Here is a 26,566-nt window from a genome sequence, read left to right as displayed (position 1 = left end):
ATTTGAGGTAGAAAAAGGAGGCTTTTATACGATGACAGTTGCTACATATGAAGTAGAAAAACAATTTTTAACATACGTGAAGAAGATACAAAATTACGGAGAAGCATTAAGTTTAATGTTTTGGGATTTAAGAACAGGTGCACCCAAAAAAGGTGTAGATCAGCGTTCAGAAGTAATTGGTATGCTTTCGTCAGAAGTGTTTGCTATGTCGACTTCAGATGAGATGGGAAACTATTTAACAGAGCTTGAAGCTTTAATACGTGAAGATAAACTTTCTGAAACAACGAAGAAAATGGTTGAAGAGTGTCGGAAAGAATATGATAGAAATAAAAAAATTCCACAAGCTGAATATGAGGCTTATGTGAAATTAGAAGCGAAAGCAGAGAGTGTGTGGGAAGAAGCTCGTGAAAAATCTGATTTCGAAATGTTCCGCCCATACTTAGAAAAAATTGTTGAATTTAAAAAGAAATTTATTACATATTGGGGTTATGAAACATATAAATACAATACATTATTAGACATGTATGAGCCAGGTATTACAGTAGAAGTTTTAGATCACGTATTTGGTCAACTTCGTGAGCGTATCGTGCCGCTTGTAAAAGAAATCTCTGAGTCTAAAAAAGGATTAAAAACAAGTGCTTTATCGGAACAGTTTTCAAAAGAAAAACAAAAGAACTTTACATTAGAACTATTAAAGCAATTGAATTATGACTTTGAAGCAGGTCGTCTTGATGAAACAGTACATCCTTTCGAAATTACATTAAATAGAGGGGATGTTCGTATTACGACACGCTATGATGAAAAAGATTTTCGTATGGCTGTTTTTGGAACGATTCATGAATGTGGTCATGCAGTATATGAACAAAATATTGCAGAACAATTTGAAGGTACACCACTTTGCAGTGGTACATCTATGGGTATTCACGAATCACAATCATTATTCTTTGAGAACTTTATCGGCCGTAATAAATCATTCTGGAAGAAAAATTATGATTTATTAAAAGAGTATAGCGATGGTCAATTTGATGATATGTCAGTCGATGAATTTTATGATGCAATTAACGAATCGAAGCCGTCATTCATTCGTATAGAAGCAGATGAGCTTACATACCCGCTTCATGTTATGGTGCGTTATGAATTAGAGAAAGAATTATTTGATGGTACATTACAAGTGAAGGACTTACCAGCAGCTTGGAATGATAAGATGGAAGCATATTTAGGAATTCGTCCGGAAAATGATGCGCAAGGTGTATTGCAAGATGTTCACTGGGCTGGTGGCTCATTTGGATACTTCCCATCTTATGCACTTGGTTATATGTATGCAGCGCAATTTAAGCAAAGAATGTTAAAAGACATTCCGAACTTTGATGCATTATTAGAAGAAGGAAACGTAACACCAATTCGTGAATGGTTAACAGAAAACATTCACCAATACGGTAAAACGAAAAAGCCACTTGAAATTTTAGAAGATGTAACAGGTGAAGGCTTAAATGCAAACTACTTAGCCGATTATTTAGAAGCGAAATATAAAGAGATTTATGAGTTGTAAAAAAAGAGCTGCTTAATTGCAGCTCTTTTTTAAAGGGGGATGGGAGAATGGACTATACATATAAAGTAATGACGCAAGAAGAAGCAGAAGAAATTGCATACAACTGGCATTATGAAGGGAAATATTCCTTTTACGATATAGAGGCAGATGAAGAAGATTTAGTTGAATTTTTACATGATGAAAGTAGAGGGAATCATACATTTTCTGTGAAGGAAAATGGCACTCTCATTGGTTATTTTACTGTTTGTAAAATAAATGACGGAACGGTTGATATTGGTCTTGGAATGAGACCTAATATAACTGGGAACGGATTTGGTTTACAGTTCTTAAACGCTATACTAGCTTTTAGTAAAGAAAAATATGGATGCAAGTATATAACACTATCAGTAGCTATATTTAATGAGAGAGCGATTAAAGTGTATAAAAGGGCAGGGTTTGAAGTAGTTGGAACGTTTATACAGAAAACAAATGGTAGTTGTTTTGAGTTTTTGAAAATGAATTATATATGTAAAAATGATTAAAAAACAGAAGAATCTCCTTCTGTTTTTTTATGCAGAAATAAATCATACTTTTTGTAATTGGAAGTTTTGAAATTTTGGAAGAGGATGTGTATGATTGAAGTTTAATAGTAAATAGCAAGTTTAGTAAGGAGAGACAGCATGAGTATAATTAAAACGAAAAATGAAATAGAGTTAATGCATGAATCTGGAAAATTACTTGCTTCATGTCATAGAGGAATTGCGAAGATGATGAAACCAGGTATTACTACAAAAGAAATTAATACGTTTGTTGAAGCATATTTAGAACAGCATGGTGCAACGTCTGAGCAGAAAGGGTACAACGGATATCCATATGCGATATGTGCATCTGTAAACGATGAAATGTGTCATGCGTTTCCGGCCGATGTTCCTTTAACTGAGGGTGATATTGTAACAATTGACACGGTAGTAAACTTAAATGGGGGTCTTTCAGATTCTGCTTGGACGTATAGAGTTGGAAAAGTTTCTGATGAAGCAGAAAAGTTGTTGTTAGTAGCTGAGAATGCTTTGTATAAAGGAATTGACCAGGCGATAATCGATAACCATGTAGGAGATATTGGCTATGCAATTGAAAGTTATGTAACAAATGAAGGTTTTTCTGTTGCAAGAGACTTTACGGGACATGGAATCGGTAAAGAGATTCATGAAGAACCAGCAATTTTTCATTTTGGGAAACAAGGACAAGGACCTCAGTTACAAGAAGGAATGGTAATTACAATTGAACCGATTGTAAATATAGGTATGCGATATTCTAAAGTAGATTTAAATGGGTGGACTGCACGAACGATGGACAGGAAATTATCAGCTCAATATGAGCATACAATTGCGATTACAAAAGATGGGCCAATCATTTTAACGAAGTTGTAATTGGAAATGAAAGAGTTTGCAAAACTCGAACAAAAATAGTAGTTTTTAAAAATTTGTACGTGTTTTTTCGATAAATGCTTTTCAAAGCATAAAAAGTACGTTATAATCCTTCTATAAAATAAATAGTTAGCTACACTCATATAATCGCGGGGATATGGCCTGCAAGTTTCTACCGAAGTACCGTAAATACTTTGACTATGAGTGAGGACGAATATAATTGCTTGTTTAGCATTCTTTTTTTGCGAAACTCCAAAAGCGCGTCTCTCACTTGTAACGAGTGGTGGCGGCTTTTGGAGTTTTTTTATTGCATAAGAGGGGGAACAAACATGAAAGTATTACAAGAAAAGATTTTGAACGAAGGAAAGGTTTTATCTGGTGACGTATTAAAGGTAGATGCTTTTTTAAATCATCAAATTGATCCAGTACTTATGCAAGAAATCGGAAAAGAATTTGTTAAACGTTTTAAAGAAGAGAACATTACAAAAATCGTGACGATTGAATCTTCAGGCATTGCACCAGCAGTTATGGCTGCATTAGAGCTTGGTGTAAAAGTAATTTTTGCACGAAAACGTAAATCGTTAACGTTACAAGATAATATGTACGTTGCAAACGTATATTCATTTACAAAACAAGAAACAAATGAAATTTCATTATCTCGAAATCATATCGATGAAAATGATCGTGTATTAATCATCGATGACTTTTTAGCAAACGGTCAGGCTGCTTTAGGTTTAATGAGTTTAGTAGAGCAAGCTGGAGCGAGTATTGCAGGAATTGGAATTGTTATTGAAAAAGCATTTCAAGATGGAGGAAAGAAGCTTCGTGAACAAGGCGTTCGTGTTGAATCACTAGCAGAAATTGCATCACTTGATAACGGCACAGTTACATTTGTACAGCAAGAAACTGCGGAGGTGAAATAAACGATGAAGCAGCATCCATTTAAAATTGCATCGCTTGGTATGCAGCATATGCTTGCAATGTATGCTGGAGCAATTATCGTTCCGCTTATTGTGGGCGGTGGACTTGGTTTAAATCAAAAAGAGTTAACATATTTAGTCTCAATTGATTTATTAATGTGCGGCGTTGCGACAATTTTACAAGCATTATCAAATCGCTTTTTCGGTATAGGACTTCCCGTTGTACTTGGTTGTACATTTACAGCCGTTGGACCGATGATTGCGATTGGAAAACAATACGGTGTGTCTTCAATTTATGGAGCAATTATTGCTGCTGGGTTATTCGTTGTTATTTTTGCGAAATTATTTGGAAAACTTGTAAAACTGTTTCCACCTGTTGTAACAGGATCTGTTGTTACTGTAATTGGAGTTACACTTGTTCCAGCAGCAATTAATGATATGGCTGGAGGAGTAGGAAGTAAGGATTTCGGTAGTCTTGAAAATTTAGCATTAGCATTTGGTGTGTTATTATTTATCATCATTATGTATCGTTTCTTTGATGGATTTATTCGTTCAATCTCTATTTTACTAGGTCTATTGTTCGGTACTATCGTTGCAGCGTTTATGGGGAAAGTAAGTTTGCAAGCGGTTGGAGAGGCGGATTGGTTCCACGGTATTCAACCATTTTACTTTGGTACACCAACATTTGAATTAACACCAATTATTACGATGATTCTCGTTGCTTGTGTAGGGATTGTAGAAGCAACGGGTGTATACTTTGCATTATCTGATATTTGCAATAAAAAAATCGGTGAAAAAGAATTAACAAAAGGCTATCGCGCAGAAGGATTAGCGATGGTGTTAGGTGGCATTTTCAACGCGTTCCCATATACAACATACTCTCAAAACGTAGGACTTGTTCAATTAACTGGAGTAAGAAATCGCGTTATTATTTATACTTGCGGTGGTATGTTAATCGTACTTGGTTTCATTCCTAAAATCGCAGCTATTACAACAATTATTCCGAAATCAGTACTGGGCGGTGCGATGTTAGCGATGTTCGGTATGGTTATGGCATATGGTATTAAAATGTTAAGTAGCGTTGACTTCGGAAGACAAGAAAACTTATTAATCGTTGCATGTTCTGTCGGAATTGGGCTTGGCGTAACAGTCGTTCCTACATTATTTTCACAACTTCCAGAAAGCATTCGTATTTTAACAGATAACGGAATTGTACTTGGAAGTGCGTCAGCAGTACTTTTAAATATCGTATTTAATATGGTGCCGCAGCGCAAAGTGAAAGTAGAAGAAGAGCCAGTATCTATGCAAAATGCAGTAAGAGAAGCGTAAAAAAGCAAGGTCTCGTTATGAGACCTTGCTTTTCTTTTTAAGTGGCATCATTTTCCCGTAAGTACCAAGACGCCAAATGTACTCAAGTGGCCCGTATTGGTAATGTGAAAGCCACCAGCGGCTAATAAAGATTTGTAACGTGTAGAAACTAATGCAGAATATTGGTCCAACCCATAATGGAGCAGGATAATAATTTTTAAGAAATAGACCAAATACAAGTAATGTAACAATTGTATGCGAGATGTAATTTGTTAATGCCATTCGTCCAACGTATTGGAATGGACGTAATAACGTTTGCCATTTTTCTTTTTGTAATAAACGCATTAGTGTGAAAATGTAGAATATGAATAACGTTTTTCCGCTAAACATTGTAAAGACCTGCATATAAATTGGTTCATAAAATGGTTTTGATAAGAAGTAACGAACCATGAAGAACCACATTGGTAATGTAAAAAGGAACATAATAATTTGCCATTTTTTAAGCTTTGGATCTAACTCTTTCGCGCGGCGGAAAATATCCTTTTTGCCGGCGTATAAACCAAGTAAAAACAGCCCAACTGTTTCTGGGAGCATAAGTAAATTTAATCCAATTCCATCAGCGTAAAATGCATGGAAACGATTTTGTATTTGTGACAGCCAGTCTTCTAATGGCATGATAGGTAAGGAAAAACCTAGCTCTTCCTTTGGTACCAATGCAACCGTAATACCAGCCATTAGCATAATGAATTGAAAAATACTCAATAAAACGATAGCCCATATTAAAATAGTACGAGGTTCTCTCTTATAAAATAAAAATAAGAAAAATCCAGCAATTGCATAAGTATGTAAAATGTCTCCGTCCCATAAAAGAACGTAATGTAAGAAACCGAATAATAATAAAATAAGTAAGCGGCGAACAAATAAAATTTTTGGATGATCTGTTTTCGCTTCAGCACGACTCATAAAAATATAAAAACCTAATCCGAATAAAAACGAAAAAATTGTATAAAATTTCGTTTGAATAAACATATCGTAAAATAGGCGAATGTAGCTGTCTATCCCTTCGTAAATTCCTGAAAGATCACGTGAGTCAACCCCGGCGATAACAGGCCAATTCACAAGAAAAATACCTAGTACAGCTATTCCTCTAATAATATCAATGGAGTGTATCCTCTCGCCTTGTGTGAGATTTTGTGTCATTTTTTTCCTCCTTGTTAAGTAATTCCCTTTTATTATACAAAATGTAAGGTGGAGGGGATAGGGGATATTTCCATTTTTTTAAACTGTTAAGTTATGTAGGATGAGATATAATAAGAGTGCACAACAAGTTTTAACCTTTTTCAAAACAGGCAGTAAAGCTCCTTCTTATAAGGAGCTTTCTTTATGAAAAGTGTTGATAATGATTCTCTTTAATGATAAACTGTATTCAAAAGTGATAATCATTATCAAAAAAGGTTGGTGCGTAAGTATGGTATATGCATTAGTAGCAGGTACAGTCGCTGTATATGCAGTTATTGCGAAGTATGTTTTAAATGGAGTAGGAACAGCAAAATGAGTGATATGACATAAAATCCCTTTCATTTGTAAAAAGAATGAAAGGGATTTTTTATTTTTAATGAGAATATGCTGAAAATTTAGTATGATAGTAAAGTGAAACTGTAATCAATGGGTAGGTGTAACTCTCACTGGTTATGAGCTCGCAAATAGCGGGGAAAAGTATATACATCTTGGATAAAGGGGAACAAGGGGATGACAAACATAGTACAGACAAACGGTATGAAAAAACTTGTTTGTTTTTATGAAGAGTGGCAAAAACACGGCGATGCAGAGAATAGTTTAAAGTTGTTTGAGGTAATTCAAAAATATAAACAAGAACAGCTTATGATAGCGTTCTGCGGTCACTTCTCTGCAGGGAAATCAACGATGATGAATCATCTATATAAAGCGCAGTTGTTACCGACAAGTCCAATTCCGACAAGCGCTAACGTTGTCAAAATTGAAAAAGGAATGGATCGTGTTGTTGTAACGGTTAAATCTGGAGAGCAGTACGAATATGACGGTGCATATTCAGCAGAAGAATTAAAACAAATTTGTAAAGACGGCGATGAAGTAATTGGTGTTCATATTTATCGAAACGACGCGCCGATTCCTGAAGGGGTTATGTTAGTTGATACACCAGGGATTGATTCAACAGATGATGCCCATCAATTAGCGACAGAGTCGACACTTCATCTGGCAGATGTCATTTTTTATATGATGGATTATAATCACGTCCAATCGGAAGTGAATTTACAATTTGTTAAAGAATTGAAACAACGTAATAAAACGGTTTATCTCGTTGTAAATCAAATAGATAAACATAAAGAAAATGAATTATCGTTTGAGAATTATAAAGATAGTGTAAAACAATCATTCTCTAACTGGGATATTGAAGTAGATGGTGTTTATTATACGTCATTACGAATGATGAACCATCCACATAATGAAATTAGAAGCTTAGAAGCGTTAATTACTTCTATTATGAAAGAAAAAGAGCAGTATGTAAGGACTGGAATGGAGCGAGAAACAGAATATTTAATGGGAGAACATTTCTCGTTTATTGTTTCTGAAAATGAAAAAGCTCTCTTGAAATATGAGGAAGAGTTAGCATCACCACTTTCTATTTCAGAGGTAGTTGAAAAGAAGGAAGAGTTAACGGAAGCGAAAAATCGTGAGGCAAGTAAAGAATCTCATGTGAGAAACGAATTTATAAAAGGTTTACAAGCTATATTAGATAACGCTTATTTAATGCCATTTGAAATGAGAGAATTGGCAAATGCATATTTAGAAACGAAATTAACAAAATTTAAGGTCGGTTTGCTATTTTCGAAAGGAAAGACGGAGCAAGAAAAACAAAGACGTGTAGAGGCGTTTTATTCTGCCCTTCAAAAGACTGTTGAAACGCAGCTTGATTTTCATGTGAAGGAATTTATTGTAGCCTTCTTAAAAGAAGAAGGATTGTTCACGGAGGAAATTGGGAAAGACATATATGGGTTAGAAATTGCTTTCGGACCAGAAATGTTGGCCGAAGTAATTAAACAAGGTGCAGGTTTCACAGGTGATTACTTACTTCTTTATACAGCGGATGTAGCGAATGAACTGAAGAAACGTTATTTTATAAAAGCACAGCAAATTTTTGATAAAAGTGCGGTCGTTTTAAAGCAAAAGGTGAGGGAAGCAGTTGCTCGTATTGAAGAAGAGATTGAAACATATACGATGTTGCAAACGGCGAAAGAAACACAATTACAATACAGTAACAATTTGGAGGCATATGAAGACTATTTACGAAATGTTTGGCACGATCATGTTGCTACGCCTGAAGGGCTGCAAATAGATGAGATATTGCAAAGGGAAAAGCAAATTGTTAGTGAGAAATTTACACTACAAGAGCAGGAAATCGTAAGCGATAACGTAGCGGTTCATGAAGAAGAGCTGAAAGGAACGGCGGCTTTAAATATTCAGCGGATATTAGAGAAAGTGAAAAAAGCTGAAACGATATTAGAGCCATTGCCAGCGCTGAAACATGTACAGCAAGAGGTAATAGAGAAAAGAAGACGTGTGGAAACAAAACAATTTACAGTAGCGTTATTCGGGGCATTTAGTGCTGGAAAATCATCATTTGCCAATGCCTTACTCGGTGAGAAAGTACTTCCTGTATCACCAAACCCGACGACGGCAACGATTAATCAAATTTTGCCGGTTACAGAGGAAAAACCACACGGAACAGTAATTGTTCAGTTTAAATCAAAGCAAGCGTTATTAGAAGATATGAAAGCTGTTTATAAGCTGTTTCATTATGAGATTGCTACGTTAGATGAAGCGTTAGCACAAATTGATAAAGTTATGAAATATCCTTCACCAACTGGGAAGCAAAAAACAACATTTAGCTTTTTACGAGCGGTACAAAAAGGATATGATGCAGTTTCTACTTATTTAGGAGAACAAGTACAAGTTACATTAGAAGAGTTCTCTGATTATGTAGCGAATGAAGAGAAATCATGCTTCGTTGAGTATATGGAACTTTATTATGATTGTGCTTTAACAAGGCAGGGAGTAGCGCTTGTAGACACACCTGGAGCGGATTCTATTAATGCTCGCCATACGGATGTTGCATTCCAGTATATTAAAAACGCAGATGCTATTTTATTTGTAACATATTATAATCATGTATTCTCTCGTGCTGACCGTGAATTTTTAATTCAGCTTGGTCGTGTAAAGGATACTTTTGCCCTTGATAAAATGTTCTTCTTAATTAATGCGGCGGATTTAGCAGAGTCTGAAGAAGAACTTGAAATGGTAAAAGGTTATATCGCAGATCAGCTGCTGCAATACGGTATTAGAAATCCGCGTTTATTTGCAATTTCAAGTTTATGTGCACTTGAAGAGAAACAAGGAAAGAATGTTGAAAAAGAGAAGTATGGTATTTTACAAAACTCTGGGATTACGAAGTTTGAGGAATCATTTACGTCCTTTATGATGAGAGATTTAATGCTTGTTTCTGTGCATGCTCTATATGGTGCTTTGCAAGGGGCAGATCAGCTTTTAGTAAACATGATAAAGGGTGCAAAACAGGGGAATGAAGAGAAAGAGAAGCAAACGAAAAAATATGAAGCAGAGCGTGATCAACTACTTCATATCATTTCATCATATAGTGTACTTGCTGAAGAACAGGCGATGCAAAATGAAGTGAAAGAGTTGCTTTATTACGTGCAACAGCGTCTATTCCTGCGCTATAACGATGTGTTTACTGAATTTATTAATCCGGCGTCACTTCGAACGGATGGAAATGTGAAAACACAATTGCAACAGTGTGTTATGGAATTAGTAGCATTTATTCAGCATGATTTATTGCAAGAAATGCGTGCGACATCATTACGCCTTGAAAAATGGATAGACGAAGCGATGAAGCGTGCAAAGGACGAAATTGTAGTGAACTGTAAAGTAGAAAATGAATCAATTTCTATGAATGGAATAGTGGAGTATGAATATAAAGATATTACACATAAAGAACCGTTCCCTTCAGTTGAAATAAAAGATTTCAAAAAAGCACTGGCACATTTTAAAAATGAGAAAAGCTTTTTTGAAAAGAATGACAAAGCTTTTATGCAAGAAGACGCTAAATCTGTATTAGAACCGTTCGTATCAAACTATGTAGCTGATGAAAAAGATTTATTTGTTCATCATTATAAGCAAGAGTGGGATATGAAGTGGAACTTATTCCAAAAAGTGATGCAGCAAGATGTGATGAACTATTATGAAAGTATATTGTTTGCATTGGCTGAAACGATCGATGTATCTCTATATGAACAAAGTAAAGAACAATTGCAAAAGCAGTTAGTAGAGATTGAAAAAGAAATTTATGTTATATAGTCGTTATGAGAAAAAGATTCGTTCAATTTTCTTTTGCAGTACAGTATCTAAAGATTTTACAAATCCAGCAAATTCATCGGTAGAAATCATATGAGTAAGAACGAGTCGTCTGCCATCTGGTGTTTCACCGCATAAGACGAATGAAGAAAATTCATATGTTTTGTTTTCAACTACTAATTTTGGATAGGAATACGTGTCGCTTTTCTTCTTCTTTCCATCAATAGAGATGACGTTGCATTTTTTCTCATTGTTGTCCATGGTGAATCCCTCCTTTCTATTACTTATGGTAGACAAGGAGGGTTTAGAACAATAGAGAAGGGGGAATTTTTTATGTCTGTTGTAATAGAACGTATTCCAAAAGAGGCTATACCGAAGTCTTTATTGCTACTTGCTGATCCAAGTGAACGGCAAATAGCTACATATGTACAAAGAGGATTAACATACGTAGCTAAGCAGGGGGGGAGCGTTATCGGTGTATATGTTCTTTTGGAAACAAGGCCAAAGACGATGGAAATCATGAATATTGCGGTTGCAGAGCATTTACAAGGAAAAGGGATTGGGAAGAAGCTATTAAGGCATGCTGTAGAAACTGCTAAAGGATATGGTATGTCAAAACTTGAAGTTGGTACAGGCAATTCTAGTGTTTCACAACTTGCTTTATATCAAAAATGTGGATTTCGTATTTTTTCTATTGATTTTGATTACTTTTCGAAGCATTATGAAGAAGAGATTATTGAAAATGGGATTGTATGTCGTGATATGATCCGGCTTGCAATGGAATTGAATAAAAACGTATAACTATTTAGGGGGAAGAGAAGATGGAAGTACATAAAGCAATTACAGCACATTCTCGTAAACAAAATGAAAGTGTAAAAGCATGTTTACAATTAGATGCACAGCGTGAAGCAGCTATTGAAGCTGCCGTATCTCTTGCGTCAAATGGGAAAGAATTTTCGGTTGATGTCATTAATGTTGTAACGAAGCAAATTAATGATCTTGCAAAAAATGGTGTTACCTTGCAGCGTAAATATGTTACAGAAGAAATGGTTATGGAGTATGTAAGTCGTTTGAAAAAGAAAGAAGGTCGTTAAAGATGATAGTTACAGTCGAATGGTTACGTGAGCATATAGAAGATGAGAATGTCCGTATAATCGATTGTCGTTTTGATTTAGCGAATCCTAATTGGGGTAGAGAAAAGTATGAAGAAGGACATATTCCTCATGCGTTATATTTTGATTTGAATTTAGATTTATCAAGTCCTATAGCAGAACATGGTGGCCGCCATCCTTTACCAAATATTGAGGAGTTTGCAGACAAGCTTTCGGAGGCTGGTATTGATGAGCATACGACAGTAATTGCGTATGACAGTCAAGCCGGTGCAAATGCTGCTCGTTTATGGTGGTTATGTAACTATGTAGGACATGAGAAAGTATATATATTAGATGGTGGTTTCCCGGCTTGGAAAGAGAATGGACTACCGACAACAACGGAAATTCCTGTTGTTATACGAAAAACATTCAAAACAAACATACAAGATCATATGCTTGTAACGATGGAAACGGTCAGAGAGAATATCCGTGCAGGTGCGGATGTTACATTAATTGATTCTAGAGAGCCAAAGCGTTATGCTGGTGTCGAGGAACTTGTCGATCATAAAGCAGGTCATATTCCGACAGCGGTAAACCATTTTTGGAAGGATGGAATGTTGCAATCAGGACAATTTAAGAATGGAGCTGGGCAACAAGAACGCTTCCAAAATCTTTCGAAAGATAAGGAAACCATTGTATATTGTGGTTCTGGTGTTACAGCGTGCCCAAATATCGTTGCATTAAAATTAGCTGGATTCCAAAATGTTAAATTGTATGCAGGTAGCTGGAGTGATTGGATTTCTTATCCAGAAAATCAAATTGCAAAAGAAGAAGATTAATCACTTGCATGCAAAAATAATTTGTATTAAAATAAGGTCACAAGCAAGAGATTGCTCGAAAAACTTTGTATTTTACACATTGGAAACAATGTGATAATATAACGACAAGTAAATAATACATCCTGCGGTGTACGTAACTTATTTATGTCTAAAACCGATGTTAGTTATACGGAAGCTCAATATTTAGCGACCATCATCAAGCCTTCCTTGTGGAGGAAGATGTACGGTAACTGTGAGGGCATCCACCTGCGAGTAGCGGGTTTTTGGACATTTACGAGGAGCGGCACGTGCGGGGGTCTTATTTCAACTAACCTTATATAAAATTCCTACGGTGTACGTAGCTTATGCATGTCTTAAACCAATAAGTTTAATATGGAAGTTCAATATTTAAATGTAGCTAACATGCCATCTTTTTAAGAAGGAAGTTACAAACATTTGTGAGAGCATCCACCTGTGAGAGCAGGTTTATGGACATCTAGAGAGAACGGCATATGTGGGGCTATATAAAAACCTTACGTTTTATACGTAAGGTTTTTTTGTTGCATAGATATATCAATATTATCTTGATTCACCTGTGAAGTTTCCGTAATAAATGTAGCACTTTCTGTCTTCATCAATCTCTCTTGAATCTAAGGAGAACTCCATAGACATGCCGTCTCGCTGAATATATATAATATCTGAATGAAGAGATGGTAAAATTTCTTCATAGTTCCATACATCTTGACTATCTACTATGTTTGAACTCGTTTCACTTAGTTCTCTAATTTCAAAACCGATGTAGGAGTATGTAGGGTCTGAAGGGTCATTTGCGAAAACTTCTTTTTGAATATAAATAACTGCTGTTCCGTCTGGATCAACCGAAGTTGCAGTAACAACATAAGTATTTTTCTCTTTAATAAAATATTCACAAGTCATGCGTGCGATAATTTCAGAATTAGAAATATTGGCGTAGTTCCATAAAGCAGGATACCCTTTCGTTTCATCATTAAGTCGATATTCTAAGCGCATTTAATCCCTCTTCTTCCTTTTTCTTCTACTTTATCATGCCATCCTATATAATAGGAATAGAATTTAAAAAGGGGAGTGCGAAGGTGACAAAAACGAAATGGCTAGTAGGTGGTGTCGTAACGTCTTTAATGACTGGCACTTTATTTGGTTGCGCACAAGATCTTCCCCCAAAACCAAATGATAATAGTTGTTCTGATTGGGATTGGGATGATGAACTTGGGGTATGGCAGTGTGATGATAGTAGTTCAGGTTATCGTGGGCATTATTTCTATGGTGGGCGATACTATCAAAATAAATCCACTTTTAAAAATTCATCGGCGTTTAAATCGTATCAATCGTCTGCTGAATTTAAAGGTGGAATTGGAAGCGGTTCAAAGGGAGGATTTGGGGGCTAAAATATGTCGCAATACATAAGGGATCGAAAAGAATTTTATTTAAAATATCCGGATTTTTGGTCGGATTTATATGAATGTGAGTATAGTTTGTTTCATGTTTTTTCTATAACAAATCAGACTTTGGACCAATTACACTTAGCGACTGAACGAATGGGGAAAATATTTTTTAAGACTGCTAGACTGCTGCGTAATTTAAGTGACGAACAGCTTCTAGATCTTGGCTTTCCATCCGCGAGTTTATCTTTCATTAGAATGAAAGGGCTCTATCCTGAATCTGTAATTTCGCGATTTGATTTTGCTGTAACAGAGGATAACAAAATCAAAATGCTTGAGTTTAATAGTGATACACCAACTTTTATTGTGGAATGTTTTCAAATGAATGGGAAAGTATGTGGAAATCTAGGCTATGATGATCCAAACTCGGATCAAGAACGATTGCTATCTTCTGGTGTAACGAAAGCAGTAATGGAAGCGACAAAGGGATTAGATAATCCAAATGTTGTTTTTACAGCACATCATGAACATATCGAGGATTGGAATACCACTATGTATTTAAGTCAGCTATGCCATGTTGAAAATAAAGTAGTGCCAATGTCAGAACTTAGAATTACAAAGGATGCTCTAGTCGATAAAGATGGGGCGAAGATTGATGTTTTATATCGCCAAACATATCCGATAGAAGATTTAATTGAGGATCAAGATCCTGAAACAGGAGATTTGGTAGGTGTGGAATTGTTACAACTTGTAAAAGCCGGAAAGCTTTTTATAATAAATCCTTTGTCAGCATTTTTACTTCAGCCAAAATCAATTCAGTGTCTTATTTGGGGGTTAGCAGAAGAAGAGGCCTTTTATACAAATGAGGAACAACAGTGGATTAAAGAATATATGTTACCTACATATTTAGAACCAGATTTATTTTTAGGAAAAGGTTCTTTCGTTCAAAAACCTTCATTTGGGAGAGAAGGAGATACAATTACGATTCGCGATAAAGACGAAAATATTATGCTTCAAAATGCACACCAAACATATAAAGCGTCACTGCCGATATTTCAAAAGTATATCGAACTGCCAGTCGTATCCTTGGAAACAGAAAAAGGGATCGAGAAACTGTCATATGTGTTTGGTTCGTTTTTAATTGCTGGAAAAGCGAGTAGTATCGGTATTCGTGCGGGAGAAAAGATTACAGGAAATGAATCGTACTATTTACCGGTAGGTATAAAAAGGAGGGGAAAAAATGATTAATTTTTTATTATATTTAGTAGTAACACTCGGCCTTTTATGTATAGGTCTGTTCTTGATGGAAGTGACAACGAAAGTAAAGGAATTTAAGTTAATGGCTCAAGGAAATAAGGCGGTAAGCTATGTGCTTGGAGGACGATTACTTGGGTTAGCTGTTGTTTTATATTCGACAGCAGCTAATTCAATTTCACTTCTTGATATGATTTCGTGGGGAGCAGTTGGGATTTTGGCTCAAATTATCGTCTTTTATTTAGCTGAGTGGCTTACACCACGCTTTAATATAAACAAAAGTCTCGAAGAAGATAATCAAGCAGTCGGTCTTTTTCTTATGTTTTTATCAATTTCAATTGGGATTGTAATTGCTGGTTGTATAACTTATTAAAAACTTTACGTTTAAACGTAAAGTTTTTTATTTTATCCCGTAAAAGCCCGATTGGTGAGGGCTAATAATCAGTGGGGGATGAACAAAACCTCCACTGATTAAAGTTACACTTTATATATGTTAGTTTGCCATACCTTTTGAAAAAATTGTAGGCTACGGTTGACATCTATTTTAAATAAGAGTAACATTTTCAATGTAATGAAAATAAGTCTCTGTTAGGTGAGGCTCCTGTATAGAGAAATGCTACTGCCCAAAAATGTCGAGAGACGCCAATGGGTCAACAGGAATGATCGAATTAAGGTTTTTCTTAACGTAGCTGGTAATGTACCTATGCTATACAGTGCTAAAACTCGGTGAGGGAGAGGTCCGTAGATTTCTAATTATATTAGAAATCGTTTATTTGTGTATGTAATGGCCGCTACTCTCTTAAGGGTAGGGGCCTTTTTTGTTACCAAGCTATGAGTAATTTCATAGTATAAACTATAAAATTAAACGAGGAGGTGAGGAGCATGTCAAATTCTGACTCGGTTCCGTTACCCATATACTTCAAATCAAAAATATATGATGTAGGCAGGAAACGATTTGTTCCTCCCTCTATATTTATCATAATGTAGCGTTTATAAAACGCGAGACACTTTCACAGTAAAGTGGATAAATTGAGAAACAAAGCGTTTCTTCCTATGTTGTAAAGGAGGAGACGATAATATGTTATATGCAAACAAAACTGTGGGTAACACGTCATATAAACTAAGTAAAAAATCAATAAAAGAACAAACAATGCTCCAAAAAAATAAAGATTTATTAATTGAAATTGCAACAAGAGATGTAAAATCTGTATTTGCATATTTTAAAACAACAAGAGACGGACTATCAATGAAAGAGGCGCAAAAACGTATTCAAGTATATGGCCGAAATGAACTAACTTCAAAAAGAGCACTTCTCGCAGAAGTAATGATGAAGCTTGGTGGCATGATTCCAGGTTTTTCAAAACAACGTGTGTGTGATGAATTACAACGTGAAACGATTACTGTATCTAGAGTAGAATGTTCTAGTAGTACAGGGTTAAATAGTGAACTGAAAATGATGGAGATACCAGTGCAAGAACTTGTACCTGGAGATATGATTTTTCTTTCGGCTGGAGATGCTGTGCCAGCTGATGTACGTATTATTTATGCAGATGATTTATTAGTGAATGAGTCTGTGTTAACGGGAAACGAAGCGAATATAGAGAAGTTTGAGAGCTGCTATCACCTTGAACGTAAACGATTTATTCCATTAAAACGGATGAAAGATTATAATCCACTTGAGCTTGAAAATGTATGTTTTAAAGGTTCGCATATCGTTAGTGGAAATGCAAAAGCTATCGTTGTTTCTACTGGAAAAAATACGTATTCAGGCATATTGCATACTTGTTGTAGTAGAACGTCTTAATGTGTTAATGGTGCTAAATATACAAAAACAATGTATAATAGACAAAGTTGAGCAAAAACGTAGAATGGTAATCTATTTATATAACCTTACGTGATAACGTGAGGTTATTATTTTTTTAATAGGAGAGGAATTATGAAAAAAGTACTATTAGTTGATGGTATGGCACTATTATTTCGTGCTTTTTACGCAACAAGTGTCTACGGACAATTTATGAAACGACAAGATGGAACCCCTACGAACGGGATTCATGGTTATATGAAACACTTGTTAACAGCTACGCAAGCGATCGAACCAACACATATCGTTACATGCTGGGATATGGGAAGTACGACATTTAGAACAGAATCGTTCTCGAATTATAAAGCAAATCGTGCAGCGCCACCAGAAGAATTAATTCCTCAATTTGATTTAGTGCAAGAAATGACTGCGAAATTATCCATTCCAGTTATCGGTATGAAAGGCTACGAAGCGGACGATTGTATCGGTACGCTTGCAAAACAATACTGCAATGAAGCTGAAGTTTATATTTTAACTGGTGATACAGATTTACTTCAACTTGTTGATAAGAACGTTACAGTTATGCTTCTGCGTAAAGGAATTGGAAATTACGAATATTACACACCGGAGAGAATCATGGAAGAAAAAGGTGTAGAGCCGTGGCAAATCGTCCATGCAAAAGCTTTCATGGGAGATACAAGTGATAATTATCCAGGTGTAAAAGGTATCGGTGAAAAAACAGCGTATAAGCTTATTCAAGAGCACGGAACAGTATCCGCTGTACTAGAAAATGTAGAATCATTAACAAAAGCGCAGCGTACGAAGATTGAAAGTGATTTAGAGAACTTAAATATTTCGTTGCAATTAGCACAAATTCACTGTGAAGTTCCAATTTCATGTTTACTAGAAGAGGGATTACACACAATGGATGAAGAAAAACTTAGATTTGTTTGTGAAGAAATGAATTGGGGAAGACCTGAAATATTAATAAATATGCTATAAATAGTTTGGAAAGAGGGATGTTGCATAAGTCGAACTTTGACTTGGTGACACCTTCTTTTTGTTTTTGTAAACAGTATGATAGTAAATAAAATTATGTCGAACTCAATTTTAAATATATAAATGTTTCGACAAGATATAATGATAAAAGTTGATGAAAATAGTAATTTTTATAATGAAGTGAATTAATTTCAACATAGTTTTAGAGAGTCTTTTTTTTCGTGTTCACAAAGTTGTCAGAAAATAAACGGAATTTTCATATGAAGTTCAAATAGAATTCACAACAATCAATTATTATAAGGACACACAGATAATTCTTTATCTTTTATATAAACCATCCCCCAAGGAGGACAATGAAAATGAGAAAAAAAGTGAGAAAATCTTTTAAACAATTATTAATTGAAAATAAACAATCACTATTAAATAATAAAGAAAATATGAAAGAAATTGAAGAGAGAATTGAGAAACGACATGTAGCATATAGTGGTGCTAGTAATTAAATAAAATAAAAAAGATAGCCTATGCAGGCTATCTTTTTTATTTTATATTGAAAAAACGCTATTCATCTCTTTAATTTATGTAAATTTGCAAGATATTTTTATAGCGTTTTTCTATCAATATTACTCATTTTTCGAGGTTGAAATTGGTATATACCAATTTTTGAGATTCGCTATTCATAATATTACAAAAAATGTTACAATACACTCAAATTTATACTATAAAATCATTTTAATATGAAAAATTGGAATGAAAAGAAAGGAGAGGAATATGAATAAAGATGTCGCTTTGAAATGATTATTATCATTTCATTAGGAGTTGATGTAAAAAGATGAAGAGATACGAGGAATTGGATTCTATAAGAGGGATTTCTTCATTAATAGTAATGATCGGTCATCATTTAATGATTTTTTCAGCATTTCAAAATTACAGTTATGAAGATAATAAACCATTTGTTGTGTATCTATTAAAAGAAACGCCTGCTCGTCTAATTTTTAGTAGTGGTAATGAATCTGTTATTATTTTTTTTGTTTTGAGCGGATTTGTTTTGTATGAATCTATTCAAAAAACCTATAGTAGTTATGGATCATACCTTTTAAAACGTATATGCAGAATATACATTCCCTATATTGTAGCACTAATTATAGCTATTATATGCCAGACTACAATTAGTGGATATGGTATTTCTTATTTAAGTGAATGGTTTAATCGCTCGTGGACGATTGAAAGTTCTTCAAGTTTAATAGCGCAACATATTTTATTGGTTGGGAAATATAATACAGATGCATATAACGGTGTGATTTGGTCACTTGTCCATGAAATGCGAATATCAATAATTTTTCCGCTAATTTTGATGATTTGCTTACGAAAAACGTTGAGGTGTTCATTACTATTATTGTTTAGTCTTAGTATATGTTCTGTCGTAATATTATTTTTGTTTCGCTCGGGCTTAACATTAACAAGCTATGCATTAACGTTGCATTATACGGTGCTGTTTTTACTAGGGGCACTAATTGCGAAGTATAAAAATAAATTAATAGTTTTTTATAGTAATTGTACTAAAAACACGAAAATTGCATGGTTTTTATTTGCGATTTTACTTTTTATGTACGAAGGACTTATTGGAGAAATGAAAGTGCTCAATAATTTCATATTTCGAGACTACGTAGTGGCGATAAGTGCAAGTCTATTTGTCATATTAAGCTTGTCAATATCAACTTTGTCGTCCTTGCTACGCAATAAATACTTGTTATATTTGGGGAAGATTTCTTACAGTCTTTATTTATACCATATTATATCGTTGTTTTCCCTTATATACATGCTCCATGAAATATTACCGTTGCCTATTATTTTAATTTTTTCACTTGTTTTTTCGTTTATACTTGCAATACTTTCGTATATATATGTAGAAAAATTTGCATTCAGAGTCGGAAAGTATGTAACAAAACAAGTGGATAGAAAGAAGAGAGGGGTATCTGTAAAGAGTGACTTGCAGGATGTTATTCAGAAAAGGGCGGTGAAATAATTGAAGCAAGAAATGAGTATAAAAGATTTTCAACAATTATTGAAAAGAAGATTCGTAACGATTATTTTAACGATGTGTTGTTTAACCGCTTCTTTAGTTCTTATCTCTATGTATGTTTTAAAGCCGTCATATCAATATTCAACGCAAATTCTTGTTGGGAATTTAGATGAGTTTAATAAGGAAAATTCAACAAATAAAACACAAGAAAATAAGCAACTAGTAACATCGTATGTTGATATTTTAAAAAGCCCATTAATTATATCAACAGTCAAAAAAACTTTGAAATTAGAGCAATCAAGTTATGAATTAGCACAAAAAATCTCGGTGGTGAATACAGACAACTCACAAATTGTAACTGTTACAGTAAAAGATTCCAATCCGAAAGTCGTGAAAGACATTGTAAAGACATTGGCAGAGCAATCACAACAAAGTTTTCAACAGTACACAAATGTACAAGGTGTGAAAGTGTTGACGGATCCTGAGTTACAGGAACAGGCTGAAAAAATGTTTCCAAAATTTCAACTGATCATTCCTATTTCTTTAATTGTTAGTTTTTTTGTTGGGATAGGTTTAGCTGTATTTCAAGATTATTTTGATGAACGTATATACACGGAACAAGATTTAGAGAAAATAACAACAGTCTCTGTTATTGGTCACATAAATATGAAACCGAATAGAAAAAAGAAACCTACAGAGGTTGATAAACAATCATCTATATATCGAGGTGAACATGTCGATGTTTAGGACAAAGAAACAGCTGCCATCCGATTTGCATGATGATCTGATGAAAGAGCAGTTTTATACGGTGTATCACGAGCTGAAAAAATCTGGGAAACAACTGTTCACAGTTAGTTCAACGAAGGACAGAGGGGTTGTTGCCTCGCTTATAGTAAATATGGGTCTAGTGTTTGCGGAAATGAAGAAAAAGGTGTTACTTATTGATGTGAATTTTTCTGACCCTCAATTACATGTATTATTGCAAAGTGATCACATGATAACCGTAAACGATATAATAAGCTCTTCCCCCTGCAATTATGAATCTTTTTCTAGTAATTTGTCTAAATACTTATATTGTATTCCTGCAAAAAAAACAGTACACACAGGGACGCCCTTAGTTGCTATGGATGAATTTGATAATGCGATTGCTAAGTGGAAAGAAGATTTTGATTACATTTTCTTTTATTCTTCTGAAGTATTTGATCTTCCTGCTACGCACATTATTGCAGAGAAATGCGATGGAGTGGTGTTAGCAGTTAAAAAGCGACAAGATTCACTACGTACAGTGCAAAAAGTAATAGTGGATATAAATAGGAAAGAATGTGAATTAATAGGTATAATTTTATATTCTTGAATGTGGGGGTAACGATCCATGATTCGTGAAACAAATCAAGCCAAGTTGTATACGATTCCGGCTCAAGAAAAGCCTAGCATATTGAATCGAAGTGTAAAACGCTTGTTTGATATTATATTTTCACTCATATTGTTACTATTAACGATACCAATTATGTTGTTCTTTTGTATTATGATTACTTTAGAAACATCAGGGGCTCCAATTTACTTTCAAGAACGTTTAGGTATAAACGGGAAGAAGTTTAATGTATTTAAATTAAGATCAATGGTAAAGGATGCTGAAATAAATGGCCCACAATGGGCAAAAGAACATGATTCAAGAATTACAAAAGTTGGATTGTTTATAAGAAAAACGAGAATTGATGAATTACCACAACTTTTAAATATTTTAAGAGGAGATATGTCTTTTGTAGGTCCTAGACCAGAGAGAGAGTTTTTTTATAATGAATTTGATGCGTATATTCCAGAATTTAAGGAACGTTTAATAGTAAAACCAGGATTAACAGGATGGGCACAAATAAATGGAGGGTATAATCTTGATCCAAAGGAAAAGTTGAGGCTTGACATGGAGTATATTGAAATGAAAACATTTCGGATGGACATCCGTATTTTATGTAAAACCGTTTTAATTGTATTGAACGGTAATGGTGCAAGATAAATATGTAAGTAGGTTACTTGCAAAGGAGAACTTGTATGGATAGATCTATTCTAAACAATATTATCCATCTATTTTATAGTACAATTTTAGCTAACCTTCTTCAGGCCGTCAGTTTAATTGTTTTAGCAAACTTTTTTAACGCACAACATTATGGGATGTTTAGTGTTGCCATAGCAGTGACGTTTGTTATGTTATTCTTTACAGACTTAGGACTTAGTAATACGTTTCTTCGAGAAGGGGCAAAGGATGGAGCAGATTTAGAGCAGATTTTATCATCGTATATAAAAATAAGGATGATTCTACTTATTTTTATTTCTATCATCGGTTATATTGCTATTCATTATATGTATGCGGATAAAAATTTAATTTATATGATGATAAACGTAATGTTTTTCATGTTAATAGGATTAACTTGGCAAAACATAGGGATTGCCTATTTTCAACTGACGGAACGTATGAAGTATATAGCGCTCATAAAAGTTGTATCAGCATCAGTTGTCATTATAATTACATGTTTTTGTATTTTCGGAGAGTTACCGGTGTATGTAACAGCTCGCTTATATGCTTTTGGGTATATGATCGGTGGTTTATTCAGTATATATATCATGAGAAAAAAGACGAAAATGAATATGAAAGTCGTAATTCATAAAGCGTTATTTTGGCAATTAACTCCCTTTATTATTAGCGGTTTTTTAATAATGAGTACGCCACAATTAGCACCTATCTTGCTTAACTATACATTGCCATTAAGTATGGTAGGTGTTTTTGCAGTGGCGTACCGGATGCCGGCAGCTTTATATCAAGTACCAGGGGTAATTGCAGGTGCATTTTTTCCAGTGCTCTTTAAGCATTATAACCAGAATAATATAGAAGAGCATACGAAATTAAATTTACTTCAAATTAAATCAATGGCGATTGTAGGAATATGTATGACGATCGGTTTATATCATTTAGCACCATACTTTATGTCTATATTTTTTCATGAAGAATGGAGCAATGCAGTAGAGCCACTCCAAATATTATCATTTCTTATTGTGCTACAAAGTTTAAATATTGCCATTGCTGACGGTTTAACGACGAGTGGATGTCAAAATAAGAGAACTGTTGTGCAGTGTGTAGCATTGGTGATAGGTGGGGTTATGCTGTATAGCTTTAGTAGTCTTGGTGGAGTGATAGGAGCGGCATACGCTATGGTTTTATTTGAAATAGTCGCTTTAGTGGGATATATAGCAGTGAGTGTAGTGAAGAAAAAAATTGTATTCCAAATTGTAATACCGTATACAATTTATTTTGGTGTAACCTTTATTGGAGTGCAATATATATTGCATACATATCATTTAATTGCGCTTGTTCTTAATATACTAATTGTACTAGCTGCCATATTCCTATATGATTATGAGCTAAAAAAACTTCTTCTTTCTTTTATAAGAAAAATACGCAAAAAGGATTATATTACGAAACAGGGGATATAGCCTATGGAAAATAATATGAAAGTATCGATGGGATGGATTATTCTTCTAATATTATTTGTTATGTTAAGTAAATACAATTTATATATTGGATTTTCATTGAAGATATATATGATTTTTTTAGTCATATATTTTTGTTTAACAATTAAAGACTTTCATATTCAAAAATTATATTTTCATGAAGTTATATTTTTACTGTTTTATTTCATTTATTGTTTAAGTGGAATTATTTCTATGTATTTAAATGCTAGTATTCGTATGATTTTTGGCGTGCTACTCGTTTTAGGATGCTATTTTATAATGAGGAATTTATTGGGGAATACTGAAATAGTGGTACTTGAATCATCTATTGCTTATGTAGGAGTAGTATTTAATGTTGTAAGTCTAATACTCTATATAATCGGTTTACAATACTTTAGTTTATACGGTGGAGAAGAGAGAGAAATTTTTGCTGGTTTATTAGTGGATAGAGGATATCCACGGTTAATTGGATTGCTAGATGATCCTAACATCTTTATTTTCTATAATACAATATTTTTTATGTACTATATGACGAATTTACAAAATATCACTAACATTCTAGGGTTAATTTTATGTGTTACGACGAGTTTATTAACTTTTTCAAGGGGTGGTATACTAGCGCTTGTGCTTGTCGTTTTTGTATATATATGTATGTCTAGTTTCGCTAAAAAAATAAAAATAATTATAAGTTTAGTATTGTTTAGTGTAGTTATTTTTAGTTTATCGAATAGTGTAATGGGGGGGCAATTAGATGACATATTAAATAAACGAATTTCTGATTTTTCCCATGATAATGGAAGTGGTAGATTTACATTATGGGAAGCTGCTTTTAAATATTATTTATCCAATCCATATATCGGAATCGGTGCTTTTAACTTTTCGAATTATTATGAGTATCAATTTAATGAAAAATTATATGTACACAATACATTTTTAGAAATCTTGTCTGAATCGGGTACAATTGGTTTTCTTCTATATAGCGCGTTTTTATTCATATTAATGTTCAAGCTAGCGCAGCATACTTTGTTTCGTGAAAAACCATATCTTCTATTGACTATGATTGCATTTATATTTCAGATGATGTCATTGTCACTCATTATTAACGAAGCCTTCTTTTTATTTTTAGCAGTTGTTGTGAAGTATATTTCAATATATGAAGGAAGGGGAAAGATAGATGGTAAAATGTCTATCAGCACATAACGAGCCGCCTTATGTTTCTGTAATAACACCTTCTTATAATAGTATACGATTTATAGGTGAGACAATTTTATCTGTACAGAATCAATCGTATGAAAACTGGGAAATGCTTATCGTTGATGACGGTTCAACCGACCAATCTGCCACAAAAATTAAAGATATAATAGAAGGAGACTCACGTATTAGGTTATTATCATTAAAACAAAATGTTGGTGCTGCTAAAGCTCGGAATTTAGCGATCCAAGAGGCGAGAGGAAGGTACATTGCCTTTTTAGATAGCGATGATATATGGTTGCCGCATAAATTGAAGACACAATTGTTATTTATGGAAGAAATGAATATTGCTTTTTCATATGCGTCGTATAGTTTAATTGATGAAAACGGTAATGAATTAAATCGTGAAGTGAGTGCACCAAAATCTGTTGACTATCATTATTTAGTAGGAAATACAATTATCGGTTGTTTAACAGTGATGATTGATCGTGAAAAAATTCCATATGTCGAAATGCCTAGTATACAGCCGGAAGATACGGCGTTATGGCTGAACTTATTACATGAAGGGTATGAAGCAAAAGGGATACAGCAAGTGTTAGCAAAATATAGAATTGTTACAAATTCTGTTTCTAGAAATAAAATTAGAGCAGCTTTCCGGTATTGGAAATTGTTAAGGGAACAAGAACGACTGAATTCGGTGCAAATTTTTTACTATTTTAGTAAGTATGCTTATCATGCTTATAAAAAAAATAAAATCAATGTAGTTGGGAAGACGCAATTATGAATATACTGTTGATGACAGATAAATTGATAACTGGCGGAGCCGAGAGCTATTTTTGTAAATTGGAAAGTAATTTGCGTTATGATGATTTTAAGATTTATACAGCTGCAGGTGATGGAGAACTATATGAATCTCTTACTAGAAAAGAAAATTTTATATTACTTAGTCGATGGAATCATTTGAGAAATATTTATTATTTACGAAACGAAATTTGTAAACGAAAGATAGAGCTTATTCATGCAAATAGTTTGCGAATGGTATTATATGCTTTTCTAATTCAAAAGTTTATTAAAAAAAAGATGAAAATTGTTTATACGAAACATAATGTAACGATATTAGAAAAGAAAATGCCAACGCTTTTTCGTTATTTCATGAATAAATATGTGAACAATATTATTACAGTAAGTGAGTTTGAGAAGAATAATTTAATTTCAATTCATGTAGCAGAAGAAAAAATAAATACAATTTATAACGGTGTCGATATTGAAAAGTTTTTATTCCAGCAGAAAAAGAAAGAATCTACATATAAAATAGGGATATTAGCTAGATTATCCAAAGAGAAAAACCATCAACTATTTGTCAAAATTGCAAATGTGTTGAAAAAGAGAAATGATTTTATGTTTTATATTGCTGGTGATGGACCAGAGAAAGAATCGATTATGAAAGAAATAGAAAAATATGGATTACAGCAAAGGGTGAAGATGCTAGGGAATATTTCAGAGCCGCATGAGTTTATAGGGAATATGGATGCTTTACTTTTATTATCTTTTCGTGAAGTGTTTCCAATGGTAGTAATTGAAGCGATGGCTACAGGGACACCAATTGTTTCAATAGATGTTGGTGGAATACATGAAGCGGTAATAGATGGAGAATCAGGTGTTTTAATATCTGAATATTGCGAATCCGAATTCGCAAGTGCACTTGAAGAACTACAAGGGGATGAACAAAGGGTAAATGATATTAGATTGAAAGCACGAGAGAAAGCAGTGAGGTATTTCTCGTTAGCTAAAATGATAGAAGAAACGAAAAATATATATGAGTTAAACAAATGACCGGGTAGGTCGTTTGTTTTTTTAATTATAGAAACTTTTAAGAGAGAACTCACA

27 protein-coding genes, 2 other RNA genes and 2 riboswitches are annotated in these 26,566 nt (G+C 34.0%); of the genes, 26 read left to right on the top strand and 3 right to left on the bottom strand.

Annotated features, from left to right (window positions below; all coding sequences use genetic code 11):
- Positions 1–31: 31 nt before the first annotated feature.
- The 5 genes from ypwA to pbuX all read left to right on the top strand — a co-directional run bounded on the left by ypwA (position 32) and on the right by pbuX (position 5,201).
- The gene (gene ypwA, locus ACTFR3_RS08780; protein ID WP_000215074.1) at positions 32–1,549 is read left to right on the top strand and encodes a carboxypeptidase; all 1,518 of its coding nucleotides are present in this window, start codon (positions 32–34) and stop codon (positions 1,547–1,549) included.
- 47 nt (positions 1,550–1,596) lie between these two features.
- Entirely contained in the window at positions 1,597–2,070 is a 474-nt protein-coding gene (locus tag ACTFR3_RS08775; protein ID WP_440044361.1) for a GNAT family N-acetyltransferase, read from the top strand.
- A 138-nt stretch (positions 2,071–2,208) separates the two neighbouring features.
- On the top strand, positions 2,209–2,955 hold the full coding sequence (locus tag ACTFR3_RS08770) for a type I methionyl aminopeptidase (RefSeq protein WP_440044360.1): 747 nt from the start codon (positions 2,209–2,211) through the stop codon (positions 2,953–2,955).
- Positions 2,956–3,071: 116 nt separating this feature from the next.
- Positions 3,072–3,173: riboswitch (purine riboswitch) on the top strand.
- Positions 3,174–3,281: 108 nt separating this feature from the next.
- Entirely contained in the window at positions 3,282–3,875 is a 594-nt protein-coding gene (locus tag ACTFR3_RS08765; RefSeq protein WP_440044358.1) for a xanthine phosphoribosyltransferase, read from the top strand.
- Positions 3,876–3,878: 3 nt separating this feature from the next.
- Positions 3,879–5,201 carry a xanthine permease PbuX gene (gene pbuX / locus ACTFR3_RS08760; RefSeq protein ID WP_000809224.1) on the top strand — a complete coding sequence of 441 codons (1,323 nt, stop codon included), beginning with the start codon at positions 3,879–3,881 and terminating at the stop codon, positions 5,199–5,201.
- 15 nt (positions 5,202–5,216) lie between these two features.
- Here the strand turns inward: pbuX and ACTFR3_RS08755 are convergent, their stop codons facing one another.
- Positions 5,217–6,380: a DUF418 domain-containing protein gene (locus tag ACTFR3_RS08755; RefSeq protein ID WP_000193190.1), complete on the bottom strand. Its 1,164-nt coding sequence runs from the start codon at positions 6,378–6,380 to the stop codon at positions 5,217–5,219.
- 190 nt (positions 6,381–6,570) lie between these two features.
- On the opposite strand from ACTFR3_RS08755, the gene ACTFR3_RS08750 reads away from it, so the two are divergent.
- The gene (locus ACTFR3_RS08750) at positions 6,571–6,735 is read left to right on the top strand and encodes a hypothetical protein (protein WP_002182615.1); all 165 of its coding nucleotides are present in this window, start codon (positions 6,571–6,573) and stop codon (positions 6,733–6,735) included.
- 194 nt (positions 6,736–6,929) lie between these two features.
- Positions 6,930–10,589 carry a dynamin family protein gene (locus tag ACTFR3_RS08745; RefSeq protein WP_000182135.1) on the top strand — a complete coding sequence of 1,220 codons (3,660 nt, stop codon included), beginning with the start codon at positions 6,930–6,932 and terminating at the stop codon, positions 10,587–10,589.
- 3 nt (positions 10,590–10,592) lie between these two features.
- Here the strand turns inward: ACTFR3_RS08745 and ACTFR3_RS08740 are convergent, their stop codons facing one another.
- Positions 10,593–10,847, bottom strand: a complete 255-nt coding sequence (locus ACTFR3_RS08740; protein ID WP_000369740.1) for a DUF3931 domain-containing protein — start codon at positions 10,845–10,847, stop codon at positions 10,593–10,595.
- Positions 10,848–10,919: 72 nt separating this feature from the next.
- Here ACTFR3_RS08740 and ACTFR3_RS08735 point away from each other — a divergent pair, with 72 nt between their 5' ends.
- The 5 genes from ACTFR3_RS08735 to ssrS (ACTFR3_RS08715) all read left to right on the top strand — a co-directional run bounded on the left by ACTFR3_RS08735 (position 10,920) and on the right by ssrS (ACTFR3_RS08715) (position 13,020).
- Entirely contained in the window at positions 10,920–11,387 is a 468-nt protein-coding gene (locus tag ACTFR3_RS08735; RefSeq protein WP_000117689.1) for a GNAT family N-acetyltransferase, read from the top strand.
- 20 nt (positions 11,388–11,407) lie between these two features.
- Positions 11,408–11,680, top strand: coding sequence for a YpbS family protein (locus tag ACTFR3_RS08730; RefSeq protein ID WP_000451819.1), 273 nt, complete (start codon positions 11,408–11,410; stop codon positions 11,678–11,680).
- A 2-nt stretch (positions 11,681–11,682) separates the two neighbouring features.
- On the top strand, positions 11,683–12,516 hold the full coding sequence (locus ACTFR3_RS08725; protein WP_000637560.1) for a sulfurtransferase: 834 nt from the start codon (positions 11,683–11,685) through the stop codon (positions 12,514–12,516).
- A gap of 116 nt (positions 12,517–12,632) precedes the next feature.
- A non-coding RNA gene (gene ssrS / locus ACTFR3_RS08720) (6S RNA) lies at positions 12,633–12,815 on the top strand.
- Positions 12,816–12,836: 21 nt separating this feature from the next.
- Positions 12,837–13,020, top strand: a non-coding RNA gene (ssrS, locus tag ACTFR3_RS08715) — 6S RNA.
- A gap of 54 nt (positions 13,021–13,074) precedes the next feature.
- On the opposite strand, the gene ACTFR3_RS08710 is transcribed toward ssrS (ACTFR3_RS08715), so the two are convergent.
- Positions 13,075–13,524 carry a hypothetical protein gene (locus tag ACTFR3_RS08710; RefSeq protein ID WP_001235523.1) on the bottom strand — a complete coding sequence of 150 codons (450 nt, stop codon included), beginning with the start codon at positions 13,522–13,524 and terminating at the stop codon, positions 13,075–13,077.
- A gap of 83 nt (positions 13,525–13,607) precedes the next feature.
- On the opposite strand from ACTFR3_RS08710, the gene ACTFR3_RS08705 reads away from it, so the two are divergent.
- From ACTFR3_RS08705 to ACTFR3_RS08640, 14 genes are all read left to right on the top strand, one after another.
- Positions 13,608–13,919, top strand: coding sequence for a hypothetical protein (locus tag ACTFR3_RS08705; RefSeq protein ID WP_000169030.1), 312 nt, complete (start codon positions 13,608–13,610; stop codon positions 13,917–13,919).
- A 3-nt stretch (positions 13,920–13,922) separates the two neighbouring features.
- Positions 13,923–15,161: a glutathionylspermidine synthase family protein gene (locus ACTFR3_RS08700; RefSeq protein ID WP_000084933.1), complete on the top strand. Its 1,239-nt coding sequence runs from the start codon at positions 13,923–13,925 to the stop codon at positions 15,159–15,161.
- Entirely contained in the window at positions 15,154–15,540 is a 387-nt protein-coding gene (locus tag ACTFR3_RS08695) for a DUF350 domain-containing protein (protein WP_000606868.1), read from the top strand. The genes ACTFR3_RS08700 and ACTFR3_RS08695 overlap by 8 nt, the downstream gene beginning before the upstream one ends.
- A gap of 204 nt (positions 15,541–15,744) precedes the next feature.
- Positions 15,745–15,910: riboswitch (M-box (ykoK) riboswitch) on the top strand.
- A gap of 335 nt (positions 15,911–16,245) precedes the next feature.
- Entirely contained in the window at positions 16,246–16,971 is a 726-nt protein-coding gene (locus ACTFR3_RS08690) for a P-type ATPase (protein ID WP_000964949.1), read from the top strand.
- A 132-nt stretch (positions 16,972–17,103) separates the two neighbouring features.
- Entirely contained in the window at positions 17,104–17,970 is an 867-nt protein-coding gene (locus ACTFR3_RS08685; RefSeq protein ID WP_000757073.1) for a 5'-3' exonuclease, read from the top strand.
- A gap of 356 nt (positions 17,971–18,326) precedes the next feature.
- A complete protein-coding gene (locus ACTFR3_RS08680) occupies positions 18,327–18,467 on the top strand; it encodes an FbpB family small basic protein (protein ID WP_001228048.1) in 141 nt (46 codons plus the stop codon).
- Between the two features lie 329 nt (positions 18,468–18,796).
- On the top strand, positions 18,797–19,990 hold the full coding sequence (locus tag ACTFR3_RS08675; protein ID WP_000833045.1) for an acyltransferase family protein: 1,194 nt from the start codon (positions 18,797–18,799) through the stop codon (positions 19,988–19,990).
- Positions 19,991–20,734: a YveK family protein gene (locus ACTFR3_RS08670; protein WP_000807063.1), complete on the top strand. Its 744-nt coding sequence runs from the start codon at positions 19,991–19,993 to the stop codon at positions 20,732–20,734.
- Positions 20,721–21,341: a CpsD/CapB family tyrosine-protein kinase gene (locus ACTFR3_RS08665; RefSeq protein WP_002164585.1), complete on the top strand. Its 621-nt coding sequence runs from the start codon at positions 20,721–20,723 to the stop codon at positions 21,339–21,341. Before ACTFR3_RS08670 ends, ACTFR3_RS08665 begins: the two co-directional genes overlap by 14 nt.
- A gap of 18 nt (positions 21,342–21,359) precedes the next feature.
- Positions 21,360–21,998 (top strand): sugar transferase, encoded by a 639-nt coding sequence (locus ACTFR3_RS08660; protein ID WP_000617653.1) that lies wholly within the window; start codon positions 21,360–21,362, stop codon positions 21,996–21,998.
- Between the two features lie 35 nt (positions 21,999–22,033).
- Positions 22,034–23,470 carry an oligosaccharide flippase family protein gene (locus ACTFR3_RS08655; protein WP_440044357.1) on the top strand — a complete coding sequence of 479 codons (1,437 nt, stop codon included), beginning with the start codon at positions 22,034–22,036 and terminating at the stop codon, positions 23,468–23,470.
- A 3-nt stretch (positions 23,471–23,473) separates the two neighbouring features.
- Complete coding sequence (locus ACTFR3_RS08650) at positions 23,474–24,688, top strand: O-antigen ligase family protein (RefSeq protein ID WP_440044356.1); 1,215 nt, start codon at positions 23,474–23,476, stop codon at positions 24,686–24,688.
- A complete protein-coding gene (locus tag ACTFR3_RS08645) occupies positions 24,663–25,463 on the top strand; it encodes a glycosyltransferase family 2 protein (RefSeq protein ID WP_000237682.1) in 801 nt (266 codons plus the stop codon). Before ACTFR3_RS08650 ends, ACTFR3_RS08645 begins: the two co-directional genes overlap by 26 nt.
- Complete coding sequence (locus tag ACTFR3_RS08640; protein ID WP_001023704.1) at positions 25,460–26,512, top strand: glycosyltransferase family 4 protein; 1,053 nt, start codon at positions 25,460–25,462, stop codon at positions 26,510–26,512. The genes ACTFR3_RS08645 and ACTFR3_RS08640 overlap by 4 nt, the downstream gene beginning before the upstream one ends.
- Positions 26,513–26,566: the final 54 nt, after the last annotated feature.

This window comes from Bacillus cereus group sp. MYBK14-1 (assembly GCF_051916885.1).
Classification (GTDB): Bacteria; Bacillota; Bacilli; order Bacillales; family Bacillaceae_G; genus Bacillus_A; species Bacillus_A cereus.
Note: the sequence above shows the minus strand (reverse complement) of the source record. Positions and strands in the feature narration are given on the sequence as shown.

Bases quoted from the DNA above. Each gene is read 5' to 3' on its own strand.
- ypwA (WP_000215074.1), top strand. From the start codon at position 32: ATGACAGTTGCTACATATGAAGTAGAAAAACAATTTTTAACATACGTG.
- ACTFR3_RS08775 (WP_440044361.1), top strand. From the start codon at position 1,597: ATGGACTATACATATAAAGTAATGACGCAAGAAGAAGCAGAAGAAATT.
- ACTFR3_RS08770 (WP_440044360.1), top strand. From the start codon at position 2,209: ATGAGTATAATTAAAACGAAAAATGAAATAGAGTTAATGCATGAATCT.
- ACTFR3_RS08765 (WP_440044358.1), top strand. From the start codon at position 3,282: ATGAAAGTATTACAAGAAAAGATTTTGAACGAAGGAAAGGTTTTATCT.
- pbuX (WP_000809224.1), top strand. From the start codon at position 3,879: ATGAAGCAGCATCCATTTAAAATTGCATCGCTTGGTATGCAGCATATG.
- ACTFR3_RS08755 (WP_000193190.1), bottom strand. From the start codon at position 6,380: ATGACACAAAATCTCACACAAGGCGAGAGGATACACTCCATTGATATT.
- ACTFR3_RS08745 (WP_000182135.1), top strand. From the start codon at position 6,930: ATGACAAACATAGTACAGACAAACGGTATGAAAAAACTTGTTTGTTTT.
- ACTFR3_RS08740 (WP_000369740.1), bottom strand. From the start codon at position 10,847: ATGGACAACAATGAGAAAAAATGCAACGTCATCTCTATTGATGGAAAG.
- ACTFR3_RS08735 (WP_000117689.1), top strand. From the start codon at position 10,920: ATGTCTGTTGTAATAGAACGTATTCCAAAAGAGGCTATACCGAAGTCT.
- ACTFR3_RS08730 (WP_000451819.1), top strand. From the start codon at position 11,408: ATGGAAGTACATAAAGCAATTACAGCACATTCTCGTAAACAAAATGAA.
- ACTFR3_RS08725 (WP_000637560.1), top strand. From the start codon at position 11,683: ATGATAGTTACAGTCGAATGGTTACGTGAGCATATAGAAGATGAGAAT.
- ACTFR3_RS08710 (WP_001235523.1), bottom strand. From the start codon at position 13,524: ATGCGCTTAGAATATCGACTTAATGATGAAACGAAAGGGTATCCTGCT.
- ACTFR3_RS08700 (WP_000084933.1), top strand. From the start codon at position 13,923: ATGTCGCAATACATAAGGGATCGAAAAGAATTTTATTTAAAATATCCG.
- ACTFR3_RS08695 (WP_000606868.1), top strand. From the start codon at position 15,154: ATGATTAATTTTTTATTATATTTAGTAGTAACACTCGGCCTTTTATGT.
- ACTFR3_RS08690 (WP_000964949.1), top strand. From the start codon at position 16,246: ATGTTATATGCAAACAAAACTGTGGGTAACACGTCATATAAACTAAGT.
- ACTFR3_RS08685 (WP_000757073.1), top strand. From the start codon at position 17,104: ATGAAAAAAGTACTATTAGTTGATGGTATGGCACTATTATTTCGTGCT.
- ACTFR3_RS08680 (WP_001228048.1), top strand. From the start codon at position 18,327: ATGAGAAAAAAAGTGAGAAAATCTTTTAAACAATTATTAATTGAAAAT.
- ACTFR3_RS08675 (WP_000833045.1), top strand. From the start codon at position 18,797: ATGAAGAGATACGAGGAATTGGATTCTATAAGAGGGATTTCTTCATTA.
- ACTFR3_RS08665 (WP_002164585.1), top strand. From the start codon at position 20,721: ATGTCGATGTTTAGGACAAAGAAACAGCTGCCATCCGATTTGCATGAT.
- ACTFR3_RS08660 (WP_000617653.1), top strand. From the start codon at position 21,360: ATGATTCGTGAAACAAATCAAGCCAAGTTGTATACGATTCCGGCTCAA.
- ACTFR3_RS08655 (WP_440044357.1), top strand. From the start codon at position 22,034: ATGGATAGATCTATTCTAAACAATATTATCCATCTATTTTATAGTACA.
- ACTFR3_RS08650 (WP_440044356.1), top strand. From the start codon at position 23,474: ATGGAAAATAATATGAAAGTATCGATGGGATGGATTATTCTTCTAATA.
- ACTFR3_RS08645 (WP_000237682.1), top strand. From the start codon at position 24,663: ATGGTAAAATGTCTATCAGCACATAACGAGCCGCCTTATGTTTCTGTA.
- ACTFR3_RS08640 (WP_001023704.1), top strand. From the start codon at position 25,460: ATGAATATACTGTTGATGACAGATAAATTGATAACTGGCGGAGCCGAG.